The following is a 16,896-nucleotide window of genomic DNA, read 5'->3' on the forward strand; positions in this document are numbered from 1 at the left end:
AGGCCGCAGTCCGAGACCAACCACCAAATCCACCGCCTCAGCCGGAGACACGGACACTCCCGCAACCGGCTACCGCCGCGAATACGCGGTCCGCCATCCCAGCAGGCCGCAGTCCGAGACCAACCACCAAATCCACCGCCTCAGCCGGAGACACGGACACTCCCGCAACCGGCTACCGCCGCGAATACGCGGTCCGCCGCCACAGCAGGCCAGAGTCCGAGGCCAGCCACCAGGTTGGGTCTCGACATCTCCGGATCAGCCGATCGCACGGGTGCTCGCGTAGTCGGCGGCCGCTGTGACGAAACGACCGGTGGCTTCAGGGTTTCCGGCCGGATGGGTGTGCAGGTACGACGCGTGCACGCGGTGGACGAGCGCACCTTCCTTGACCCGAGCACCGTCGCTCCCGTGCCAACCCCACGCAGGCGCATCCGCCGCAGTCGACACCAACCGAGTCCGATGAAACTCGTGCCCCCGCACCCGTTCCCCAGCCCGCCACAACGCGGAATCCGCCAGCGCCACCGCATCCCGGTACCCGAGGGTCAGCCGCGGCCCGAACTCCGCGTCGGCATCGACCACACCCGCCATCGGATGCCCATCGAGCGACCTCGTCAAATACAGCAACCCCGCGCACTCCGCGTGCACCGGCAACCCCTGCCGAGCCTGCTCCGCCACCGCCCGCAACAGCCCGACATTCGCTGCCAGCTCCGCCGCATGCTCTTCCGGAAACCCACCTGGCAACACCAACCCCGCTACCCCGCTTGGCAATTCGTCCCGCAGCGGATCGAACACCACCACCCGAGCCCCCGCCGCCACCAACAACTCCCGATGCTCGGCATACCCGAACGTGAACGCAGCCCCACCGGCCATCGCAATCACCGGCCCCGCATCCGGCTGCTGAGACATCCCCCGAGCGCCCACAGCATCCCCGCCAAGCTGCGACGAATTTCGCTCTGGCACAACAGTACCCGCACCGCGCGCCGCAGCAACCCGCCCAGGTATAGCAGCAGCCGCCCCGCCAGTCTCCGCGCTCTGCCCCGGCACTTCACCCGTCGCCGTCGCACCGACCGGCTCGGGCACAGCAGCATCCACCCCGCCCATCGCAGCGGTCCCCTCCGGCACAACAACCCCCGCCGAACCCATCGCAGCGGGCCCCTCCGGCACAAGCCCCGCCGAACCCATCGCAGTGGTCCGCTCGGGCACAACAGCACCCGCCTCGCCCGTCACGACGGTCCGCATACCCAGAACACCCGCCGCGCGTACCTCGGTGACGGGATCCCAGGCCGGGCCGGTGACCGCGGAGCGGGCCAGGGCGGCGATGGCGTGCAGGTCTACGTGTGCGGCAACGAGATCCGTCATCGCCGCGACGGCGGCGGTGGCGGCAGTACCGTGTTCCACGGCCGGGATGAGGCCGAGGTGGCGGGAGGGGACTTCGAGTTCGGCCATGCGTGGGAGGGAGCCGAGGACCGGGAGCCCGACCCGGTCGCAGGCAGTGCGCAGGACCTGGTCGTGGCGTTCACTGCCGACGCGGTTGAGAATCACGCCGCCGAGGCGGATTCCGCTGTCGAAGGTGGCGAACCCGTGCAGCAGTGCGGCCAGGCTCTGGCTGTGGCCGCGAGCGTCGACCACCAGCACCACGGGCGCACCCAGCAGACTCGCCACCTGCGCGGTCGATCCTTCGGCTACGGGCCCGGCATGGTTCTCGTCGATGCGGCCGTCGAACAACCCCATCACCCCCTCGACCACCGCCAGGTCACACCCGCGCGCACCGTGCTGGTACAGCGGCACAACACGTTCCGCCCCGACGAGCACCGGATCGAGATTGCGCCCAGGCCGCCCCGCCGCCAGCCCGTGGTATCCGGGATCGATGTAATCCGGCCCCACCTTGAAGGGTGCGACCCGATGCCCCACCCGCCGCAGCGCCCCGATCAATCCCGTTGCCACCGTGGTCTTCCCACTCCCCGACGCAGGCGCCGCAATCACCACCGCAGGCACGCCAACCATCAGCACCACCCCCGAACACCAGCACTCCGCCGCACCGCACCACAAGCTCGACATCCCCCGGCCACGACGGCACACACGTCGAGGCCAACCATCAGCCCGCCACGCGCAACCGCCCCCACATCGCACACCTCTTGTGCAACGAGTGGCACATGGTGGAGACCTCTACTCGCACTTTGCCGCAGCCATGTACCACTCGCGCCAGACGGCGCGAGGCAACGGGGCACCAAGTCGGATCCGCACCTGTTCTGTGCAGTCGCACCCGTTCTGGGCTGCCAAAACGGGTGCGGATGCCGAGAAAGGGTGCGGGGGTTCACCAGACGCGCATCGCACACCTTGTGCGCAACGAGCGGCGCATGGTGGAAAGCCCCACTCGCACTTTGCCGCAGCCATGTACCACTCGCGCCAGACGGCGCGACGCGACGAGGCGCAGCGTCGAATCCGCACCTGTTCTGGGCGTCCGCACCCGTTCTGGGCTGCCGGAAGGGGTGCGGATGGTGAGAAAGGGTGCGGGGGGTCACCATTCGATGCCGCGCTGGCCTTTGCGGCCCGCGTCCATCGGGTGCTTGAGTTTGGTCATCTCGGTGACGAGGTCGGCTTCGTCCATCAGGGCTTGCGGCGCGTCACGGCCGGTGATGACGACGTGCTGGTTGCCTGGGCGGCCGCGCAGGGTTTCGACCACCTCGTCGACGTCGACCCAGCCCCACTTGAGCGGGTAGGTGAACTCGTCGAGGACGTAGAACCGGTGCTGTTCGGCCTGCAGCCTGCGGGCGATCTCCTGCCAGCCGGCGAGCGCGGCGGCCGCGTGGTCTTCGTCGGTGCCCTGCTTGCGGGTCCAGGACCACCCTTCGCCCATCTTGTGCCACTCGACCGCGCCGCCGACCCCGGTCTCGTCGTGCAACGTGCCGAGGGTCCGAAAGGCCGCCTCCTCCCCCACCTTCCATTTGGCGCTCTTCACGAACTGGAACACCGCGACATCGAACCCTTGATTCCAGGCCCGCAGCGCCATCCCGAATGCCGCCGTCGACTTCCCCTTGCCCGGCCCGGTATGCACCGCGAGCACCGGCTGATTGCGCCGCTGCCGTGTCGTCAGCCCGTCGTCGGGCACGGTCTCCGGAACACCCTTAGGCATCGAATCTCCTTGTCAGTCCTCGACTCATCGGCGAGCCGACCGCATCATCCCGCAGCACCACCTCATCCGCAGTGCGCCACTGGCACCGACGCAAGCTCGTCGACTGCCTTCGCACAGCAGGCAATACCGCCGCCTCTATCGACGGCGACACCCGCACACGCGGCCCTGCCTCGCGCCGAAGTCGTGACCGCCGCGCATCCCTCTTCAGCCCGACCATCGATCGAGGGACTGAGCGCGCGTGCCCTGCGACACGCGAATCGGGCTGCCGCTGCGGAGCCGGGGTCAAGCGGCGCGCACCGCGGCCGGGCCGCCGAGGCGCCCTGATCCCGCACGCACCACATCCGCGACCGAATCCCCGGTCAGCTCAGACAATCTCAAGTATCCACCGCGCAGTTCACGGGCGAGTTCGGCGGCGAGCCCGAGCCGGATCATGCCGCGTTCGCAGTCGACGACGATCGAGGTGACCGCGTCGTTGGCGAGCAGCGCGGCCGCGGCCCGGGCCCGCGGCAGCGGGTCGACACCGCCGGTGGCGCGACCGTCGGTGAGCAGCACCAGCATCGGCCGCCGACGCGGGTCGCGGACGCGCTCACGCTGGACGATTTCGCGGGCTTTCAACAGACCCGCGGCGAGCGGCGTCTTGCCACCGGTGCGCATGCCGGACAGCCGGCGCACCGCGATATCGACCGAAGAGGTCGGCGGCAGCACCAGTTCGGCGTCCTGCCCGCGCACCGTGATCACGGCGACCTTGTCGCGGCGCTGGTAGGCGTCACGCAGCAAAGCGACGACGGCGCCGGTGACCGCGGAGAGCCGGTCTCGCGCCGCCATCGAGCCGGAGGCGTCGACCACGAAGACGACCAGGTTCCCTTCGCGCCCTTCGCGATACGCACCGCGCAGGTCGTCGGAGACCAGCTTCAATGGTCCGTCGCCACGGCCGCGGGCGCGCTGATGCGGCGCCGCCGCGAAGATGGTGCCGAGCAGGTGCAGGCCGGTGGCGGTATCGGTGCTCGGCCGGACAACGCGACCGTGCCGGGATTCCGCGCGCGAGCGGCGACCGGGCGCGCCTTCGCCGACGCCGGGCACTTCCCAGCGCGGCGGGGTCGCGGCCGCGGAAGTCGGTGCGCCGGTGCGTCCTTCACGCGCGCTCGGCCGCTGGCCGCCGCCGGGTCCGTCGGGCGGCGAGTCCGGGTCGTCGTCAGGACGCGTAGGATCCTCGGGCTGATCGAATTCTTCGGTACGCGTTGCCGACTGGTCCGTATCCGTTGCCGACTCGTTTGCGCCCGACGCCGAATCGTCCGGGCCCTGCGCCGCCTCACCGGTATCCGCCGGGCCGCGCTCCCCTTCGGGATCCCCTGCGCCCGAATCAGATTCGCGCGCCACCTCGTCGGCGGCATCCCGCATCGCGTCGTCGAGCTGTTCCTCGCTGATCCCCGGCTCGTCGAACGGATCACGCCGACGCCGGTGCGGCAGTGCGAGTTCCGCGGCGATCCGCACGTCCTCCTCGGTGACCGCGTCCGCACCACGCCACGCGGCATGCGCCGTCGCGGTCCGCGCCACCACCAGATCGGCACGCATGCCGTCCACGTCGAATGCGGCGCACAGGGCGGCAATTCGGCGCAGCTCCGCGTCATCGAGCAGCACCTGCGCCACCCGGTCGCGGGCACCGAGAATGCGGTCGGCCACCTGACGATCGGCGGGCGCATAGCTCGCCGCGAACCCGGCCGGATCGGCTTCGTAGTCGAGCCGCCGCCGCACCACCGCCATCCGCACGTCCACGTTCCGCGAGGCCGCGACGTCGACGGTGAGCCCGAACCGGTCGAGCAGCTGTGGCCGCAGCTCGCCCTCCTCCGGATTCATCGTGCCGACAAGCACGAATCGCGCCGGATGCGAATGCGAAACACCGTCCCGCTCGATGTGCACCCGCCCCATGGCCGCGGCGTCGAGCAGCACATCGACCAGATGGTCGTGCAGCAGGTTGACCTCGTCCACGTACAGCACACCGTGGTGCGCCGCCGCCAGCAGACCTGGCCGGAACGCCTGCTCGCCGTCGCGCAGCACCCGCTCCAGGTCCAGTGAGCCGACCACCCGGTCCTCGGTCGCGCCGACCGGCAGCTCGACCAGCCGGGCAGGCCTGGCGCCGGTCTCGTCGACGACGGGCGGCAGCAGCTGTGCGAGCGCCCGCACCACGGTCGATTTCGCGGTGCCCTTCTCGCCGCGTACCAGCACACCGCCGATGCCGGGATGCACCGCGCACAGGATCAACGCGAGCTGCAATCGCTCCTGGCCGACGACGGCGGAGAACGGGAAACCGGCCTCGGCGTCGGCACGGGCACGCCCGCCGGTCAGCGACAGTGTTTCGGCATGGGACAACGACACGCCCCAACTCTATGCGTCGCCACTCCAGCTCCCCGACGCCGCCACCCCGAACACGACACCGCCCCCGTCACGACGTCGTGACGGGGGCGGCAAGCGGATCAACGGCGCGCGCTCAGCCCTTGCGCATCGGGGTGTGCAGAATCCCGTCGTCCTCGAATTCCGTACCGTCGGGCTGGAATCCGTGCTTGGCGTACAGGTCGACCAGGTAGCTCTGTGCGTTCAACCGCACCGTCGCCTCACCGGCCTCCGCCAGCGCGGCCTGCAGCAGCCGCGTGGTGTACCCGTGCCCGCGCGCCGGAACGGCGGTGCACAGCCGGCCGATGCGGAAGGTCTTCACACCGTCTTCGTGCTCCTCGAGCAGCCGCAGGGTCGCAATGACCTCACCCTCGTCGTCGAGCCAGAAGTGCCGGGTTTCCGGAAGCAGGTCCAGCCCGTCGAGTTCCGGATACGCGCATTTCTGCTCGACCACAAAGACTTCGACGCGAAGTTTCAACAGCTGATAGAGAGTGGCGGTGTCGAGATCCAACGCCCATGACCGTTTGAGAACAACCGTTGACATCATCGCGTCTTGCTATCACAACTAGCCGTCAACCGCGACTCCGGCATGCTTCGGCGTGTTATCCGTACCCGCAACCAGCCCCAGCGTTTTGGAGGTCCAATCCCACACTTCGTGGAACAACGCCTGGTTGTCCGAGAGCTTCACCCCGAGCGACGGAATCATTTCCTTCAGCTTCGGTGTCCACTCGACGTATTCGCGAGGGAAGCAGCGCTGCATGACATCCAGCATCGCGGTGACACCGGTCGACGCGCCGGGCGAGGCGCCGAGCAGACCCGCGATGGTGCCGTCCTCGGCGGCGACGACGGCGGTGCCGAACTCCAGCACGCCACCTACACCCTTGCGCCGGATCACCTGGACGCGCTGGCCCGCGGTGATCAGCTCCCAGTCGCGGCCGTCGGCACGCGGAATGAACTCCGACAGCGTGTCGACCTTGCCTGCCTCCGACTTCAGCAGCTCGCTGACCAGGTACTTCGTCAGGCCGAGCTCGGTGACGCCGACGCCGAGCAGCGAGAAGATGTTGTTCGGCTTCACCGACTTGAACAGGTCGGTGAGCTTGCCGTCCTTGAGGAACTTCGGCGTCCAACCCGCGTAGGGGCCGAACAGCAGGCCAGGCTGGCCCTTGATCACGCGAGTGTCCAAGTGCGGCACCGACATCGGCGGCGCGCCGACGGCGGCCTTGCCGTACACCTTGGCCTCGTGCTGCTGGATCAGCGCCGGGTTGGTGCAGCGGAAGAACTGGCCGCTCACCGGGAAACCGCCGAAGCCGTCGATCTCCTTGATGCCGGACTTCTGCAGCAGCGGCAGTGCGCCGCCGCCCGCGCCGACGAACACGAATTTGCTGTTGACCGTTCGGGTTTCGCGGGTGCGCAGGTTGCGCACCTTCACCAGCCACGACCCGTCGGACTGCTTGCGCAGGTCGAGCACCTCGTGCCCGAACGCCAAGTCGCCGCCCGAGCGGCCGAGGTAGGCGAGCAGTTCCTGGGTGAGCGCGCCGAAGTCGATGTCGGTGCCGCCGTCGGTCCAGTTCAGCGCGATCGGCTCGGAGAAGTCGCGCCCGCGCGACATCAGCGGCAGCCGCCTGCTGAACTCGTCGGGGCTGTCGATGAACTCCATGCCCTCGAACAGCGGCTGCGGCGCCAGCGCCTCGTACCGCTTGCGCAGGTAGTCCGCGTTGTCCGCGCCGTGCACGAAGCTCACGTGCGGGATCGGGTTGATGAAGGTCGACGGCTCGGCGAGGATGCCTGCCTCCACCGCGTACGACCAGAACTGGCGCGACACCTGGAAGCGCTCGTTGATGTCGATTGCCTTGGTGATGTCCACCGAGCCGTCGGCGTTCTGCGGGCTGTAGTTCAGCTCGCACAGCGCCGAGTGTCCGGTGCCCGCGTTGTTCCACGGGTCGCTGCTCTCCGCCGCGGCGGCGTCGAGTCGCTCGAACAGGGAGATCGACCAGTCGGGCTGCAGCTGCCGCAGCAGCGCGCCGAGGGTGGCACTCATGATGCCTGCACCGATGAGTACTACATCCGTCTTTTCAGTCATGGCAGCGTTCGGCACGGGTAGATCGACTTCCTTGTCCTTCTGGGCTGGTCCACCGGGCGGATGAACCGGCCTGGGCACGATGCTTGCGTGTGTTGCCCCAGTCCTCTGCAACCACGGCGGGCCTTAGGTTACCCGCCGTTCACCTAGCCCCAATTGTGCACCTCACCACCCCGATACCCCGCGCCGAACCCGCCGAATGTGACCTAGATTAGTGGTGTGACAAAGGAAACTCCGCTTGCCGCTCCGCCGACCGAGACGCAGGAACGTGGGCTGTGGAAGGCCGATGTCCTCGGCGAGAACTACCAGCAGCGCACACTGTCGTTCGGGCCAGACCCGGACGGAGAAGGCGAGGCTGTCGCCACTTTGGTGCGGTATACGCCACCGGATAAGGCCGAGGCGACCGCGGGGGCCGTGCTGTATCTGCACGGGTTCACTGACTACTTCTTTCAGGAGCATCTCGCCGAGCATTTCGCGGGGCTCGGGTATCACTTCTATGCGCTGGATCTGCGGAAGTGCGGCCGGTCGTTGCGGGAAGGGCAGACGCCGCACTATGTGACCGATCTCGCACTGTATGACGACGAGCTGAACGAGGCGTTGCGGATTGTGCGGGAGGAGACCGGGGCGCCGGTCGTTTTGAACGCGCACTCAACCGGTGGCTTGATCCTGCCGTTATGGCTGCATCGGCTCAATCGGTCGCGCGGCACGGCCGCCGCAGGCGTGGCGGGCGTCGTGCTCAACAGTCCCTGGTTCGACCTGCACGGGCCCGCGTACTACCGGACGGTCGGCACGCCGATCATCAAGGCGCTCGGCCGGTTCCGGAAGATGATCGAGATCCCGCTCGGCAAGGCCACCACGTACGGCGACAGCCTGCACCACACGGTGGCAGGCGAATGGGACTACAACCTGGACTGGAAACCGTTACACGGCTTCCCGGTTCGATTCGGCTGGCTGCGGGCCATCCGCAACGGGCACGCCCAGCTGCACGCCGGTCTGGATATCGGCGTGCCGTCGCTGATCCTGCGGTCCCGGATGACGAAGTTCGCCCGCGAGTACGGTCCCGCCGTCGACGTGGCCGATGCGGTGTTGGACGTCAAGCAGATTCAGCGCTGGTCGGGCTGCCTCGGCGACCGGACCAACATCGTGCCGATCGACGGCGCGAAGCACGATGTGTTCCTGTCCTCGGCCGAGCCGCTGGCCCACGCTTTCGCCGAACTCGACAGCTGGCTGGACTGGCTGGCGGTCTACCGAGCCAAGTCCGGCAACGGCTCACCAGAGGCTGGTGCGTAGCACGATCTCGGTGACCAGCTCGTGGTCGGCTTCGGTCGCCACGTTGTCCACGTCGATCTCGACCACCCGGAACTCGCCGTAGACGAATCGCCCGGACGCGTCGGCGACGGCGCGTGGCAGGTTCTTGGTCACCAGGACGGTGGTCGGCAACTCGACCGGAGGGACCGTGGCGTCGGCGATGGTCCCGTCCGGGCCGATGGCCGCCGGATGCCCGCGATCGGCCACCACGAGGCTGATGAACCGCCCGAAACCGGTCGCGCACGCGCGCCACGCCAGTTCGGCGCCGGTGCCGCGCGCGGCCACGTTCGCCCACGGCACCCCGATCTCGTCCAGGATCGCCGTGACACCCGCCGGATCGAGCCCCTCGATCGACTCCACCGCGATCGTGCGCAGATCCGAGTTGTGCAATCGAGCACATACCTGGTCGTAGACGTCCACCGGATCGCCCGCATCGGGCAACAGCAGCACGCTGTGCCGGGATTGGGGCCCGTCCACCCGCACGGTCCATGCCCGGTCACCGACCGTGATCTGCCGAGATTTCATGCCGAATCACGCTACACGGGTCACCTGAACAGAGCCCATTTTTCCGGTCAGGCCAGTAGACGCATTCCGGCGCGTTCGCCCGCGCTGTGGTCGAAGGTGACGGTCAGGTCGCATCCCGCCTCGGCGCTGAGCTGCTGGACGAGCGCGTCGGCGAAGTCCGCGCCCTCGGCGGCCTGGCGCAGCGCCTGGCGCACGGTGTCGGCGCGTTCGACCACGATCTCGGTCGAGTCGAGCAGGCCGAGCAGCACGTCGGTGACGGCTTCGGGATCCTGCTGGTAGCCGCGGCGCAGCACCCAGTGGATCTCGGCGAGCACGATCATCGTGACGTAGCCGGGCTTGGATTCGGTGAGCCCCTCGATCACCTGGTTCGCCCTGGCGGACTGTTCGGGGTCGTCCTGAGTGAGGTAGCGGATGAGCACATTGGCGTCCAGACCGATCATTTCTGCTTGCCTTCCACGACGTTGCCCGCGATGGCGTCGTTCATCTGCGCGAGGCTGATCGGCGCGCCGGACCAGCCGACGATGCCCTTGAGCGACTTGATGGTTCGGGTTTCGGGCACCAGTTCGTAGGTGCCTTCGGCGGTGGGCACGAACGCGACCCTGACCCCGGCGCGCAGGCCCATGGCGACCCGGACGTCGATGGGGATGGTGATCTGCCCCTTGCTCGTCACGGTCGCGGACACCACGTTCCCCGCTCTGGTGGGTCTCTTGTCTGCTGCCATAGTGCTCACCGACCATGTTCTTCCGCGTTATCGGCCCGCGCCTTACCCGGAGCCGAATTCCTTACTGCAAGGTAAGGGGCGGTGTACGCCACGTCAACAGTTCAGGTCTGCGAAGCGGCGATCGGCTGGGTGTGCAGGGTCGGCAGGCCCGCGGGCGCACCCTCGGTGAGTAGGCGTTCGATCAGTGTGGTGTCGAGGTGCTGCTCGATGAGATCGGCGAGCAGGTCGAGCTGGGCCGAGCGCACGTCTGCGACGGAAACGTCTTCGGCGACAACGAAACCCGCGCGGCCGGCGGCTGCGGCGACCGAACGCAGCCAGGCCCGGCGGAACTCGTCCGATTCCAGCAGCCCGTGCAGGTGGGTACCCCAGATCGTCGCGCGGGCACTGCCTTCCGGTGCGCCGTCGATCTCCAACCACGCCGGATCGCCGGTGTGGACCACGCGGCCGTGGTGGATCTCGTAGCCCGCCACCGGTATCCCCGCGTCAGCGCGACCGCTGCTGCGGCGCAACACTTTAGGGTCGGCGAATTCGATGTCCAGCTCGAGCAGGCCGAGCCCGTCGACCGACCCGGCACCGGATTCCACCTGATCGACGATCCGCTTGCCCAGCATCTGATAGCCGCCGCAGATGCCGAGGATCGGCCCGCCCGCCCGCGCCCGCGCGTGCAAGGCGTCGGCGATACCGCTGCGCCGCAACCACTCCAGGTCCGACACGGTCGCCTTGCTACCGGGCAGCACCACGAGGTCGGCGTCGGCCAGCCGGGACGGCTCGCTCACCCAGCGCACCGAAACCCCTGGCTCGCAGGCCAATGCCTCGACATCGGTGGAGTTGGAGATGCGGGGCAACCGGATCGCGGCGACGGTCAGCCATTCGGTGCCCACCGGCGGCAGCGGCCTGCCGACCGGCGCGTCCGCCACGGTGCCGAGGGAATCCTCGGCGTCGATCCAGAGGTCGTCGGTGTACGGGATCACGCCGAGGGTGGGGCGTCCGGTCAGCTCGGTGAGCCGGTCCAGCCCGGGCCGGAGCAGCTCGACGTCACCGCGGAACTTGTTGATGACGAACCCGGAAATCAGTTGCTGGTCCTCGGGTTCCAGGATGGCGACGGTCCCGAACAGGTGCGCGAGCACGCCGCCGCGGTCGATGTCGCCGACAAGCAGCACTGGAAGCTCCGCCTCCTGGGCCAGCCCCATGTTCGCCAGATCCGTTGCCCGCAGATTGATTTCGGCAGGTGATCCGGCGCCCTCACAGATCACCACGTCGAATTCGGCACGCAGCGAGGCGAGTTCGGCCGCCACCACGGCGCGCAGCTCCTGCCGATGCTGAAAATAGTCCCGCGCACCAACTGAGCCGACTGCTTTGCCCCGCACCACCAACTGCGAACGCCGATCACTCCCCGGCTTCAGCAGCACCGGGTTGAATCGCACGCTCGGCTCGAGCCCACACGCCTGCGCCTGCAGCGCCTGCGCCCGCCCGATCTCCCCGCCGTCCGCGGTAACCACCGAGTTGTTCGACATATTCTGCGCCTTGAACGGCGCCACCCGCACCCCCCGCCGCGCCAGCATCCGGCACACCCCCGCCACCACCACACTCTTGCCCGCGTCCGACGTGGTGCCCGCGACAAGCAGCGCGCCTTTCACGGCTTCCCGCACACCTTTCGTTGTCCCGCACACGATTTCGCAGGCGATTTCGTGTGCGGGAAGTCAGAAAGGGTGCGACTTGTCGGGCGACCGCCGCTCACGGAAGCGTGAGGATCTCGGCGCCGGTTTCGGTGACCACGAGGGTGTGTTCGAACTGCGCGGTCCACTTGCGGTCCTTGGTGACCACGGTCCAGCCGTCGTTCCAGATCTCGTAGTCGATGCCGCCGAGGTTGATCATCGGCTCGATGGTGAAGGTCATGCCCGGCTCGATGATCGACTCGATCGCAGGCTGGTCGTAGTGCAGGATCACCAGCCCGCTGTGGAACGTCGGGCCGACGCCGTGCCCGGTGAAGTCGCGCACCACGCCGTAGCCGAATCGGTTGGCGTAGGACTCGATCACGCGCCCGATGACGTTCAGCGCCCGGCCCGGCCGGACCGCTTTGATCGCGCGCAGGGTGGCTTCTTCGGTCCGTTCGACGAGCAGCCGGACCTCCTCGTCCACCTCGCCGGCCAGGTAGGTCCGGTTGGTGTCGCCGTGCACGCCGTGGATGTAGGCGGTGACGTCGATGTTGACGATGTCGCCGTCCTCGATCACGGTCGAGTCCGGAATCCCGTGGCAGATCACCTCGTTCAGCGAGGTGCAGCAGGATTTCGGGAAACCCTTGTAGCCCAACGTCGACGGGTAGGCGCCGTGATCGCACATGTACTCGTGCGCGATCCGGTCCAGTTCGTCGGTGGTGACGCCGGGTGCGACCGCCTTGCCCGCCTCCGCAAGCGCCTGCGCCGCGATCTTGCTCGCGATCCGCATCTTGTCGATCGTCTCCGCCGTCTGCACCCAGGGCTCGCTGCCCTCGTTGACGGTCTTCTTCCACGCGTATTCCGGACGCTCGATGGTGCGCGGGACCTCGCGGGTGGGTGAGAGGGTGCCGGGGGTCAGCGGCTTGCGCGTGCGGACAGACATGCGAACAGCGTAATCGGATGTCGCCGAAGGCGTCGTCATCGGACACCGAAGCCGCACCCCGGGGCCAGGCGGAATACTCGTGGACCACGGTCCGTTTACGCTGTTGGTTGACATCGACACTACTGGAAAGAAAGAGGCTCGACCGTGGAACTGGGACTCACGACGTTCGCCGAGCTGTACCCGGTCGGCGACCGGCCCGCACCGAGCGCGGGTGAACGGCTACGGCAGGTCGTCGAGGAGGCCGTCGCCACCGAGCAGGCCGGACTCGACGTCTACGGCGTCGGCGAACATCACCGCAAGGACTTCGCCGCCTCCGCGCCCGCGCTGGTCTTGGCCGCCATCGCCGCGCGGACCGAACGGATTCAACTGACCAGCGCGGTCACCGTGCTGAGCTCCGACGATCCGGTACGGGTGTACCAGGATTTCGCGACGCTGGACGGACTGTCCAACGGACGCGCCGAGCTCATGGCCGGACGCGGCAGCTTCACCGAAAGCTTCCCGCTGTTCGGGTACGACCTGTCCGACTACGACGAGCTCTTCGAGGAGAAGCTGGCGCTGCTGCTGCACGTCCGCGAGGAGGGGCCGGTCACTTGGAACGGCAAGTTCCGTGCGCCACTACGCGACGCGATCATCTACCCGCGCACCGAGAACCGGCCGTTGCCGGTGTGGATCGCGGTGGGCGGCAGCCCCGAGTCGGTGGTCCGCGCCGGACTGCTCGGCCTGCCCCTGGCGATCGCGATCATCGGCGGCCAGCCGGCTCGTTTCAAGCCGCTGGTCGATCTGTACCACCGTGCACTCGCCGAAGGCGGACATGAGAAGCAGCCGGTCGCGGTGCATGCGCACGGCTATATCGCCGACACCGACGAGCAGGCCGTCGCCGACTTCTACGAGCCCTACGCCCTCGCTATGAGCACCATCGGCCGCGAACGCGGCTGGGGCCCGATGACCCGCGCCCAGTTCGAAGGTCTGCGCTCCAAGGAAGGCTCGCTGTTCGTCGGCACCCCGGACTACGTCGCCGAAAAGGTCGCCGACATCCGCGACACCCTCGGCCTGGACCGGTTCATGCTGCACACCAGCGTCGGCACCCTGCCGCACGAAAAGGTGCTGCACAACATCGAACTACTCGGCGAGAAAGTAGCGCCCCAGGTCCGCTGAGCACCAACCGATTTCAGCGCACCGACGGCGCCATACGGCAACCCGCCTCGGATTCGGCACGCTCCGCGAGCAGTTCGGCATAGACCGAGATGAGCGCGGCCGTGTGCCGCGTCTGGCGGGCCTGGTCGGCTTGCCCGACAAGCACTCTGCGCATGTCGACGAGCCGCGCGCGATCCGCGGCGAGCGCGACGAGCGTCGCCGCGATGGCCGCGGCAGACGGATCCGCGGTGCGCAGCCCACCGCCGAGGGGTATGAGCTCGCTCAACTCCGGGTCGCAGTAGACGATGGGCAGCCCGACCGCGACCGCAGCCAGCAGCACCGGTCCCTGCGCACCTGATTCGGAGGCCGGAACGAGCAGCACGTCGTGAATGCGCATGGCTGCCAGGCATTCCGCCTGGCTCACCTCGCCGTGCAGCCGCACCCGGTCGCGCAGTCCGTCGCGCTCGACCATCGACCAGGCCCGGGGCAGTAGTGCTCCCCCACCGCACACGTCGAGGGTGCAGGCGTCGGCGTTGTCACGCAGCGCGAGCCGGACCGCCTCGAGCATGACCACGGGGCGCTCGCGCCGCGACATTCGTCCGCACCAGAGGATGCGCAGAGGTGGAACGGCGGACAACGAATCCGGGCCGGCATCGTCCACCGCGAATATCGGCTCGCGCACCACGTCGAGCAGGTCGTCGTCGATCCCGTTGGGCACCACCCGAATCGGCGTGCGGACCCCGTGTGCGAGCAGCCGATGCGCGACCCGGTTCGTCGGCACCACCACCCGGTCGGCCGCCGGCTGCGGGAGTACCGGCCACCCGGCCCGGCTTTCGCTGCGCTGCAGTGACTTTCCGCGCGGATGCATCAGCAGATCGACCGCAGCGCGCAGCGCGAACCGACAGCGCGACCACGCCGGACACCCGAGCAATGTGTCTTGCGGACTGCGCATGGTCTGGACGACCGGAATGGCGTGCCTGCGGGCGGCCCGCAGCCCAGCAATTCCTGCACCGCCCGCAGTGTGGATGTGCACCACATCGACCGGGCCGCGGCGGGCGAATACCTGATCGATCAGCCTGGCATTTGCCTCGCTGGCACGTGCGATCGGGACGCCGCGCCAGCTGGAGACTGTCTCGAGCGGAGCGAAATCAGTTTCTACCCAGTCATTTCCGCCGGATGGTGCGAAGAGGGTGACGCGGTGTCCCAGGCGCCGCAGCGATCTGCATTGCGCGGACAGTGCCGTCTGGACGCCACCGGCACCGCCTGGCGGCACGTCGAGAAAGACCGCGATATGCAACAGCGCCTCATCCCCCGCCGATCGCGGGCGCGCCGCCCACTCGGCAAGCCCGCTGCACTGTCAACCACATGCGCCGAAAGCTACGCGGCGGCGACGCGGGCGGCCCAGCGCACCGATACGTAGATCGCTACGTATGAACTGTTCAACGCCTGTTCCGACGAAACGGCCCAAGGCGCGGTACGTAGTTCGATAAGTATCCACACGGTCGTCCGCCGACGGATTCTGCAGCAGGCTCGTCAGCATGCCGGACGGTCACACCGCGCCGGCCCGAACGCTGACCGAATTGCTCATTCGGGCCGCGGCAGCGGATCGGGCGGCTCGCGCACTACTGCGGGACCCGACCCTGCCGCCGCTGCCCAAGCCGGTGCTCGCGCCGGTCCTCCGCCTGCTGCACTCGATCCTGCCCGCGCATGTGCGCGGCGATGCGGGGGCGCCTGCCGCGCTATGGCTTTCGGCGGACGACATCAGTCTGCCGCAGGAGCACACGCAGGCTTCATCGACCCGGCCAAGGGCAATAAGTACCCGCCGACTTGGACCCTCGGCAACCCCGCCATGCGCAACGACCACGTCGCAATGATCCACGAACTGGCGCCCAAACTCCTCAGCCGCGAATTCACCGTGGTCCGCGCCTACGAGGAGGTGGTGCAGCACGCCGCACGAATGCGCGCGAAGCACGGATCAGCGGACAAAGTGCACTCCGAACCCGTCCGCCACGCCACACCGTGGTCCCCGCGCGCAGCCCCCGGCTGATGTCCCGATGCTGATGAACGTCGAAGTCGTACCGGCACACCAGAATATGGGCATCATCAGCGGGGCTGACGGTGCGCCATCCGGGCATACGCAAAGCGCTCTTCGTGATCGAGGACAAGGACCTCGACGGCGCCGACTTTCTCGGCAACAACCAGCACATCATCCTGTGCTGGGAACCACAGGAGGTCGAAGCAGTCGGCGAATTGCTCGAACCGCATGCGCGCCGCTGTCGCGTCCGCAGGCCAAGCAACCACCACCTGCTCACATTCGGCGATCGGCAACGCACGCAGCCACTCTCGAACCGCCTCTGGTTCCCATTCACCAACGTCGATGACCGTCTCCGAAGTGCTGAGGAGCTCGCACACGGTGTGCAAACCGCCGACCCGCGCCAGCAAACGATCGAACCCTGTTCGATCCGCTACCGCACCGAGCGTCGCTAAAACCTCAGCCAGCATCGGCGGCACCGGGCCCCCTCCATCGCTTTCCACACAACAGACCGCGCCACATGGGCAGCTGGTCAGGCGACGATGTCGGCGGGGACGGGGCGCATGGTGGCGGTGTCGAAGACGACACTGTCGGCGATGATCTGACCGCGCCGGACCACCAGCCGATCGGCCACCCGCACCGTGCCGTACGCCTCGGTGGCCATGTCGTACAGGATCATCGCCTGGTGGTCGTCGCCGAACGCCGCGATCACCTCGATGTCGGTGACGACCCTCGCGAAGTCGCCGAGCAGGCGCAGGGTGGCGGTGATTCCGCTGACGCGCGCGCACGGGCTCTCGAAGGTGACGTCGTCGGACAGCATCGCCGCAACGGTGCAGATGTCGCGGCGCGCCCACGCGTTGACGAATTCGATGGCGACCCGAACCGGGGTCGAATCCTGGAACATACTTCGGCCCTCCGGCAGCACTGACAATCCCATTCCGATTACCTGCGCCAGTCTGCTCAGCTTCCCATTCCTGGGACAC

The 16,896-nt window shown here is 68.2% G+C and carries 16 protein-coding genes; 3 read left to right on the top strand and 13 right to left on the bottom strand.

The genetic code is table 11. The annotated features are described in order from the left end of the window. Positions 1 to 255 precede the first annotated feature (255 nt). The 5 genes from ACGFNJ_RS27955 to mqo all read right to left on the bottom strand — a co-directional run bounded on the left by ACGFNJ_RS27955 (position 256) and on the right by mqo (position 7,598). The gene (locus ACGFNJ_RS27955) at positions 256 to 2,001 is read right to left on the bottom strand and encodes a cobyrinate a,c-diamide synthase (RefSeq protein WP_393454359.1); all 1,746 of its coding nucleotides are present in this window, start codon (positions 1,999 to 2,001) and stop codon (positions 256 to 258) included. Positions 2,002 to 2,515: 514 nt separating this feature from the next. After that, complete coding sequence (gene cobO, locus ACGFNJ_RS27960; protein WP_393454362.1) at positions 2,516 to 3,130, bottom strand: cob(I)yrinic acid a,c-diamide adenosyltransferase; 615 nt, start codon at positions 3,128 to 3,130, stop codon at positions 2,516 to 2,518. A gap of 282 nt (positions 3,131 to 3,412) precedes the next feature. After that, a complete protein-coding gene (locus ACGFNJ_RS27965; protein WP_393455338.1) occupies positions 3,413 to 5,497 on the bottom strand; it encodes a magnesium chelatase subunit D family protein in 2,085 nt (694 codons plus the stop codon). Positions 5,498 to 5,615: 118 nt separating this feature from the next. Beyond that, on the bottom strand, positions 5,616 to 6,065 hold the full coding sequence (locus ACGFNJ_RS27970) for a GNAT family N-acetyltransferase (protein ID WP_393454365.1): 450 nt from the start codon (positions 6,063 to 6,065) through the stop codon (positions 5,616 to 5,618). Positions 6,066 to 6,083: 18 nt separating this feature from the next. Further along, positions 6,084 to 7,598, bottom strand: coding sequence for a malate dehydrogenase (quinone) (gene mqo / locus ACGFNJ_RS27975; RefSeq protein ID WP_393454368.1), 1,515 nt, complete (start codon positions 7,596 to 7,598; stop codon positions 6,084 to 6,086). A 216-nt stretch (positions 7,599 to 7,814) separates the two neighbouring features. On the opposite strand from mqo, the gene ACGFNJ_RS27980 reads away from it, so the two are divergent. Then, entirely contained in the window at positions 7,815 to 8,885 is a 1,071-nt protein-coding gene (locus ACGFNJ_RS27980) for an alpha/beta hydrolase (RefSeq protein WP_393454371.1), read from the top strand. Here ACGFNJ_RS27980 and ACGFNJ_RS27985 read toward each other — a convergent pair. The 5 genes from ACGFNJ_RS27985 to map form a co-directional block, all read right to left on the bottom strand. Beyond that, positions 8,865 to 9,428, bottom strand: a complete 564-nt coding sequence (locus ACGFNJ_RS27985; protein ID WP_393454374.1) for an alpha/beta hydrolase — start codon at positions 9,426 to 9,428, stop codon at positions 8,865 to 8,867. The two genes, ACGFNJ_RS27980 and ACGFNJ_RS27985, sit on opposite strands and share 21 nt — an antisense overlap. A gap of 47 nt (positions 9,429 to 9,475) precedes the next feature. Continuing rightward, positions 9,476 to 9,868 carry a PIN domain-containing protein gene (locus ACGFNJ_RS27990; RefSeq protein ID WP_393454377.1) on the bottom strand — a complete coding sequence of 131 codons (393 nt, stop codon included), beginning with the start codon at positions 9,866 to 9,868 and terminating at the stop codon, positions 9,476 to 9,478. Next, positions 9,865 to 10,149 (bottom strand): AbrB/MazE/SpoVT family DNA-binding domain-containing protein, encoded by a 285-nt coding sequence (locus ACGFNJ_RS27995; RefSeq protein WP_393454380.1) that lies wholly within the window; start codon positions 10,147 to 10,149, stop codon positions 9,865 to 9,867. The genes ACGFNJ_RS27990 and ACGFNJ_RS27995 overlap by 4 nt, the downstream gene beginning before the upstream one ends. Before the next feature lie 101 nt (positions 10,150 to 10,250). Then, complete coding sequence (locus ACGFNJ_RS28000) at positions 10,251 to 11,786, bottom strand: cobyric acid synthase (RefSeq protein WP_393455341.1); 1,536 nt, start codon at positions 11,784 to 11,786, stop codon at positions 10,251 to 10,253. Positions 11,787 to 11,883: 97 nt separating this feature from the next. Continuing rightward, entirely contained in the window at positions 11,884 to 12,747 is an 864-nt protein-coding gene (gene map / locus ACGFNJ_RS28005; protein ID WP_393454383.1) for a type I methionyl aminopeptidase, read from the bottom strand. Between the two features lie 144 nt (positions 12,748 to 12,891). Between map and ACGFNJ_RS28010 the strand changes: the two genes are divergently transcribed. Next, positions 12,892 to 13,902, top strand: coding sequence for an LLM class flavin-dependent oxidoreductase (locus ACGFNJ_RS28010; RefSeq protein ID WP_393454386.1), 1,011 nt, complete (start codon positions 12,892 to 12,894; stop codon positions 13,900 to 13,902). Between the two features lie 13 nt (positions 13,903 to 13,915). On the opposite strand, the gene ACGFNJ_RS28015 is transcribed toward ACGFNJ_RS28010, so the two are convergent. Continuing rightward, on the bottom strand, positions 13,916 to 15,178 hold the full coding sequence (locus tag ACGFNJ_RS28015) for a glycosyltransferase (protein ID WP_393454389.1): 1,263 nt from the start codon (positions 15,176 to 15,178) through the stop codon (positions 13,916 to 13,918). 444 nt (positions 15,179 to 15,622) lie between these two features. Here ACGFNJ_RS28015 and ACGFNJ_RS28020 point away from each other — a divergent pair, with 444 nt between their 5' ends. Next, on the top strand, positions 15,623 to 15,928 hold the full coding sequence (locus ACGFNJ_RS28020) for a hypothetical protein (RefSeq protein ID WP_393454392.1): 306 nt from the start codon (positions 15,623 to 15,625) through the stop codon (positions 15,926 to 15,928). 56 nt (positions 15,929 to 15,984) lie between these two features. On the opposite strand, the gene ACGFNJ_RS28025 is transcribed toward ACGFNJ_RS28020, so the two are convergent. Both ACGFNJ_RS28025 and ACGFNJ_RS28030 read right to left on the bottom strand, forming a co-directional pair. After that, complete coding sequence (locus tag ACGFNJ_RS28025; protein WP_393454395.1) at positions 15,985 to 16,383, bottom strand: hypothetical protein; 399 nt, start codon at positions 16,381 to 16,383, stop codon at positions 15,985 to 15,987. Between the two features lie 62 nt (positions 16,384 to 16,445). Next, positions 16,446 to 16,850 (bottom strand): nuclear transport factor 2 family protein, encoded by a 405-nt coding sequence (locus ACGFNJ_RS28030; RefSeq protein WP_393454398.1) that lies wholly within the window; start codon positions 16,848 to 16,850, stop codon positions 16,446 to 16,448. Positions 16,851 to 16,896 lie beyond the last annotated feature (46 nt).

This window comes from Nocardia sp. NPDC049149 (genome assembly GCF_043197455.1).
Taxonomy (GTDB): Bacteria; Actinomycetota; Actinomycetes; order Mycobacteriales; family Mycobacteriaceae; genus Nocardia.

What these genes read in the sequence shown, in the direction of transcription:
- ACGFNJ_RS27955 (WP_393454359.1), bottom strand. Translation starts at nt 2,001, where the DNA reads ATGGTTGGCGTGCCTGCGGTGGTGATTGCGGCGCCTGCGTCGGGGAGT.
- cobO (WP_393454362.1), bottom strand. Translation starts at nt 3,130, where the DNA reads ATGCCTAAGGGTGTTCCGGAGACCGTGCCCGACGACGGGCTGACGACA.
- ACGFNJ_RS27970 (WP_393454365.1), bottom strand. Translation starts at nt 6,065, where the DNA reads ATGATGTCAACGGTTGTTCTCAAACGGTCATGGGCGTTGGATCTCGAC.
- mqo (WP_393454368.1), bottom strand. Translation starts at nt 7,598, where the DNA reads ATGACTGAAAAGACGGATGTAGTACTCATCGGTGCAGGCATCATGAGT.
- ACGFNJ_RS27985 (WP_393454374.1), bottom strand. Translation starts at nt 9,428, where the DNA reads ATGAAATCTCGGCAGATCACGGTCGGTGACCGGGCATGGACCGTGCGG.
- ACGFNJ_RS27990 (WP_393454377.1), bottom strand. Translation starts at nt 9,868, where the DNA reads ATGATCGGTCTGGACGCCAATGTGCTCATCCGCTACCTCACTCAGGAC.
- ACGFNJ_RS27995 (WP_393454380.1), bottom strand. Translation starts at nt 10,149, where the DNA reads ATGGCAGCAGACAAGAGACCCACCAGAGCGGGGAACGTGGTGTCCGCG.
- map (WP_393454383.1), bottom strand. Translation starts at nt 12,747, where the DNA reads ATGTCTGTCCGCACGCGCAAGCCGCTGACCCCCGGCACCCTCTCACCC.
- ACGFNJ_RS28020 (WP_393454392.1), top strand. Translation starts at nt 15,623, where the DNA reads ATGGCTTTCGGCGGACGACATCAGTCTGCCGCAGGAGCACACGCAGGC.
- ACGFNJ_RS28025 (WP_393454395.1), bottom strand. Translation starts at nt 16,383, where the DNA reads ATGCTGGCTGAGGTTTTAGCGACGCTCGGTGCGGTAGCGGATCGAACA.
- ACGFNJ_RS28030 (WP_393454398.1), bottom strand. Translation starts at nt 16,850, where the DNA reads ATGGGATTGTCAGTGCTGCCGGAGGGCCGAAGTATGTTCCAGGATTCG.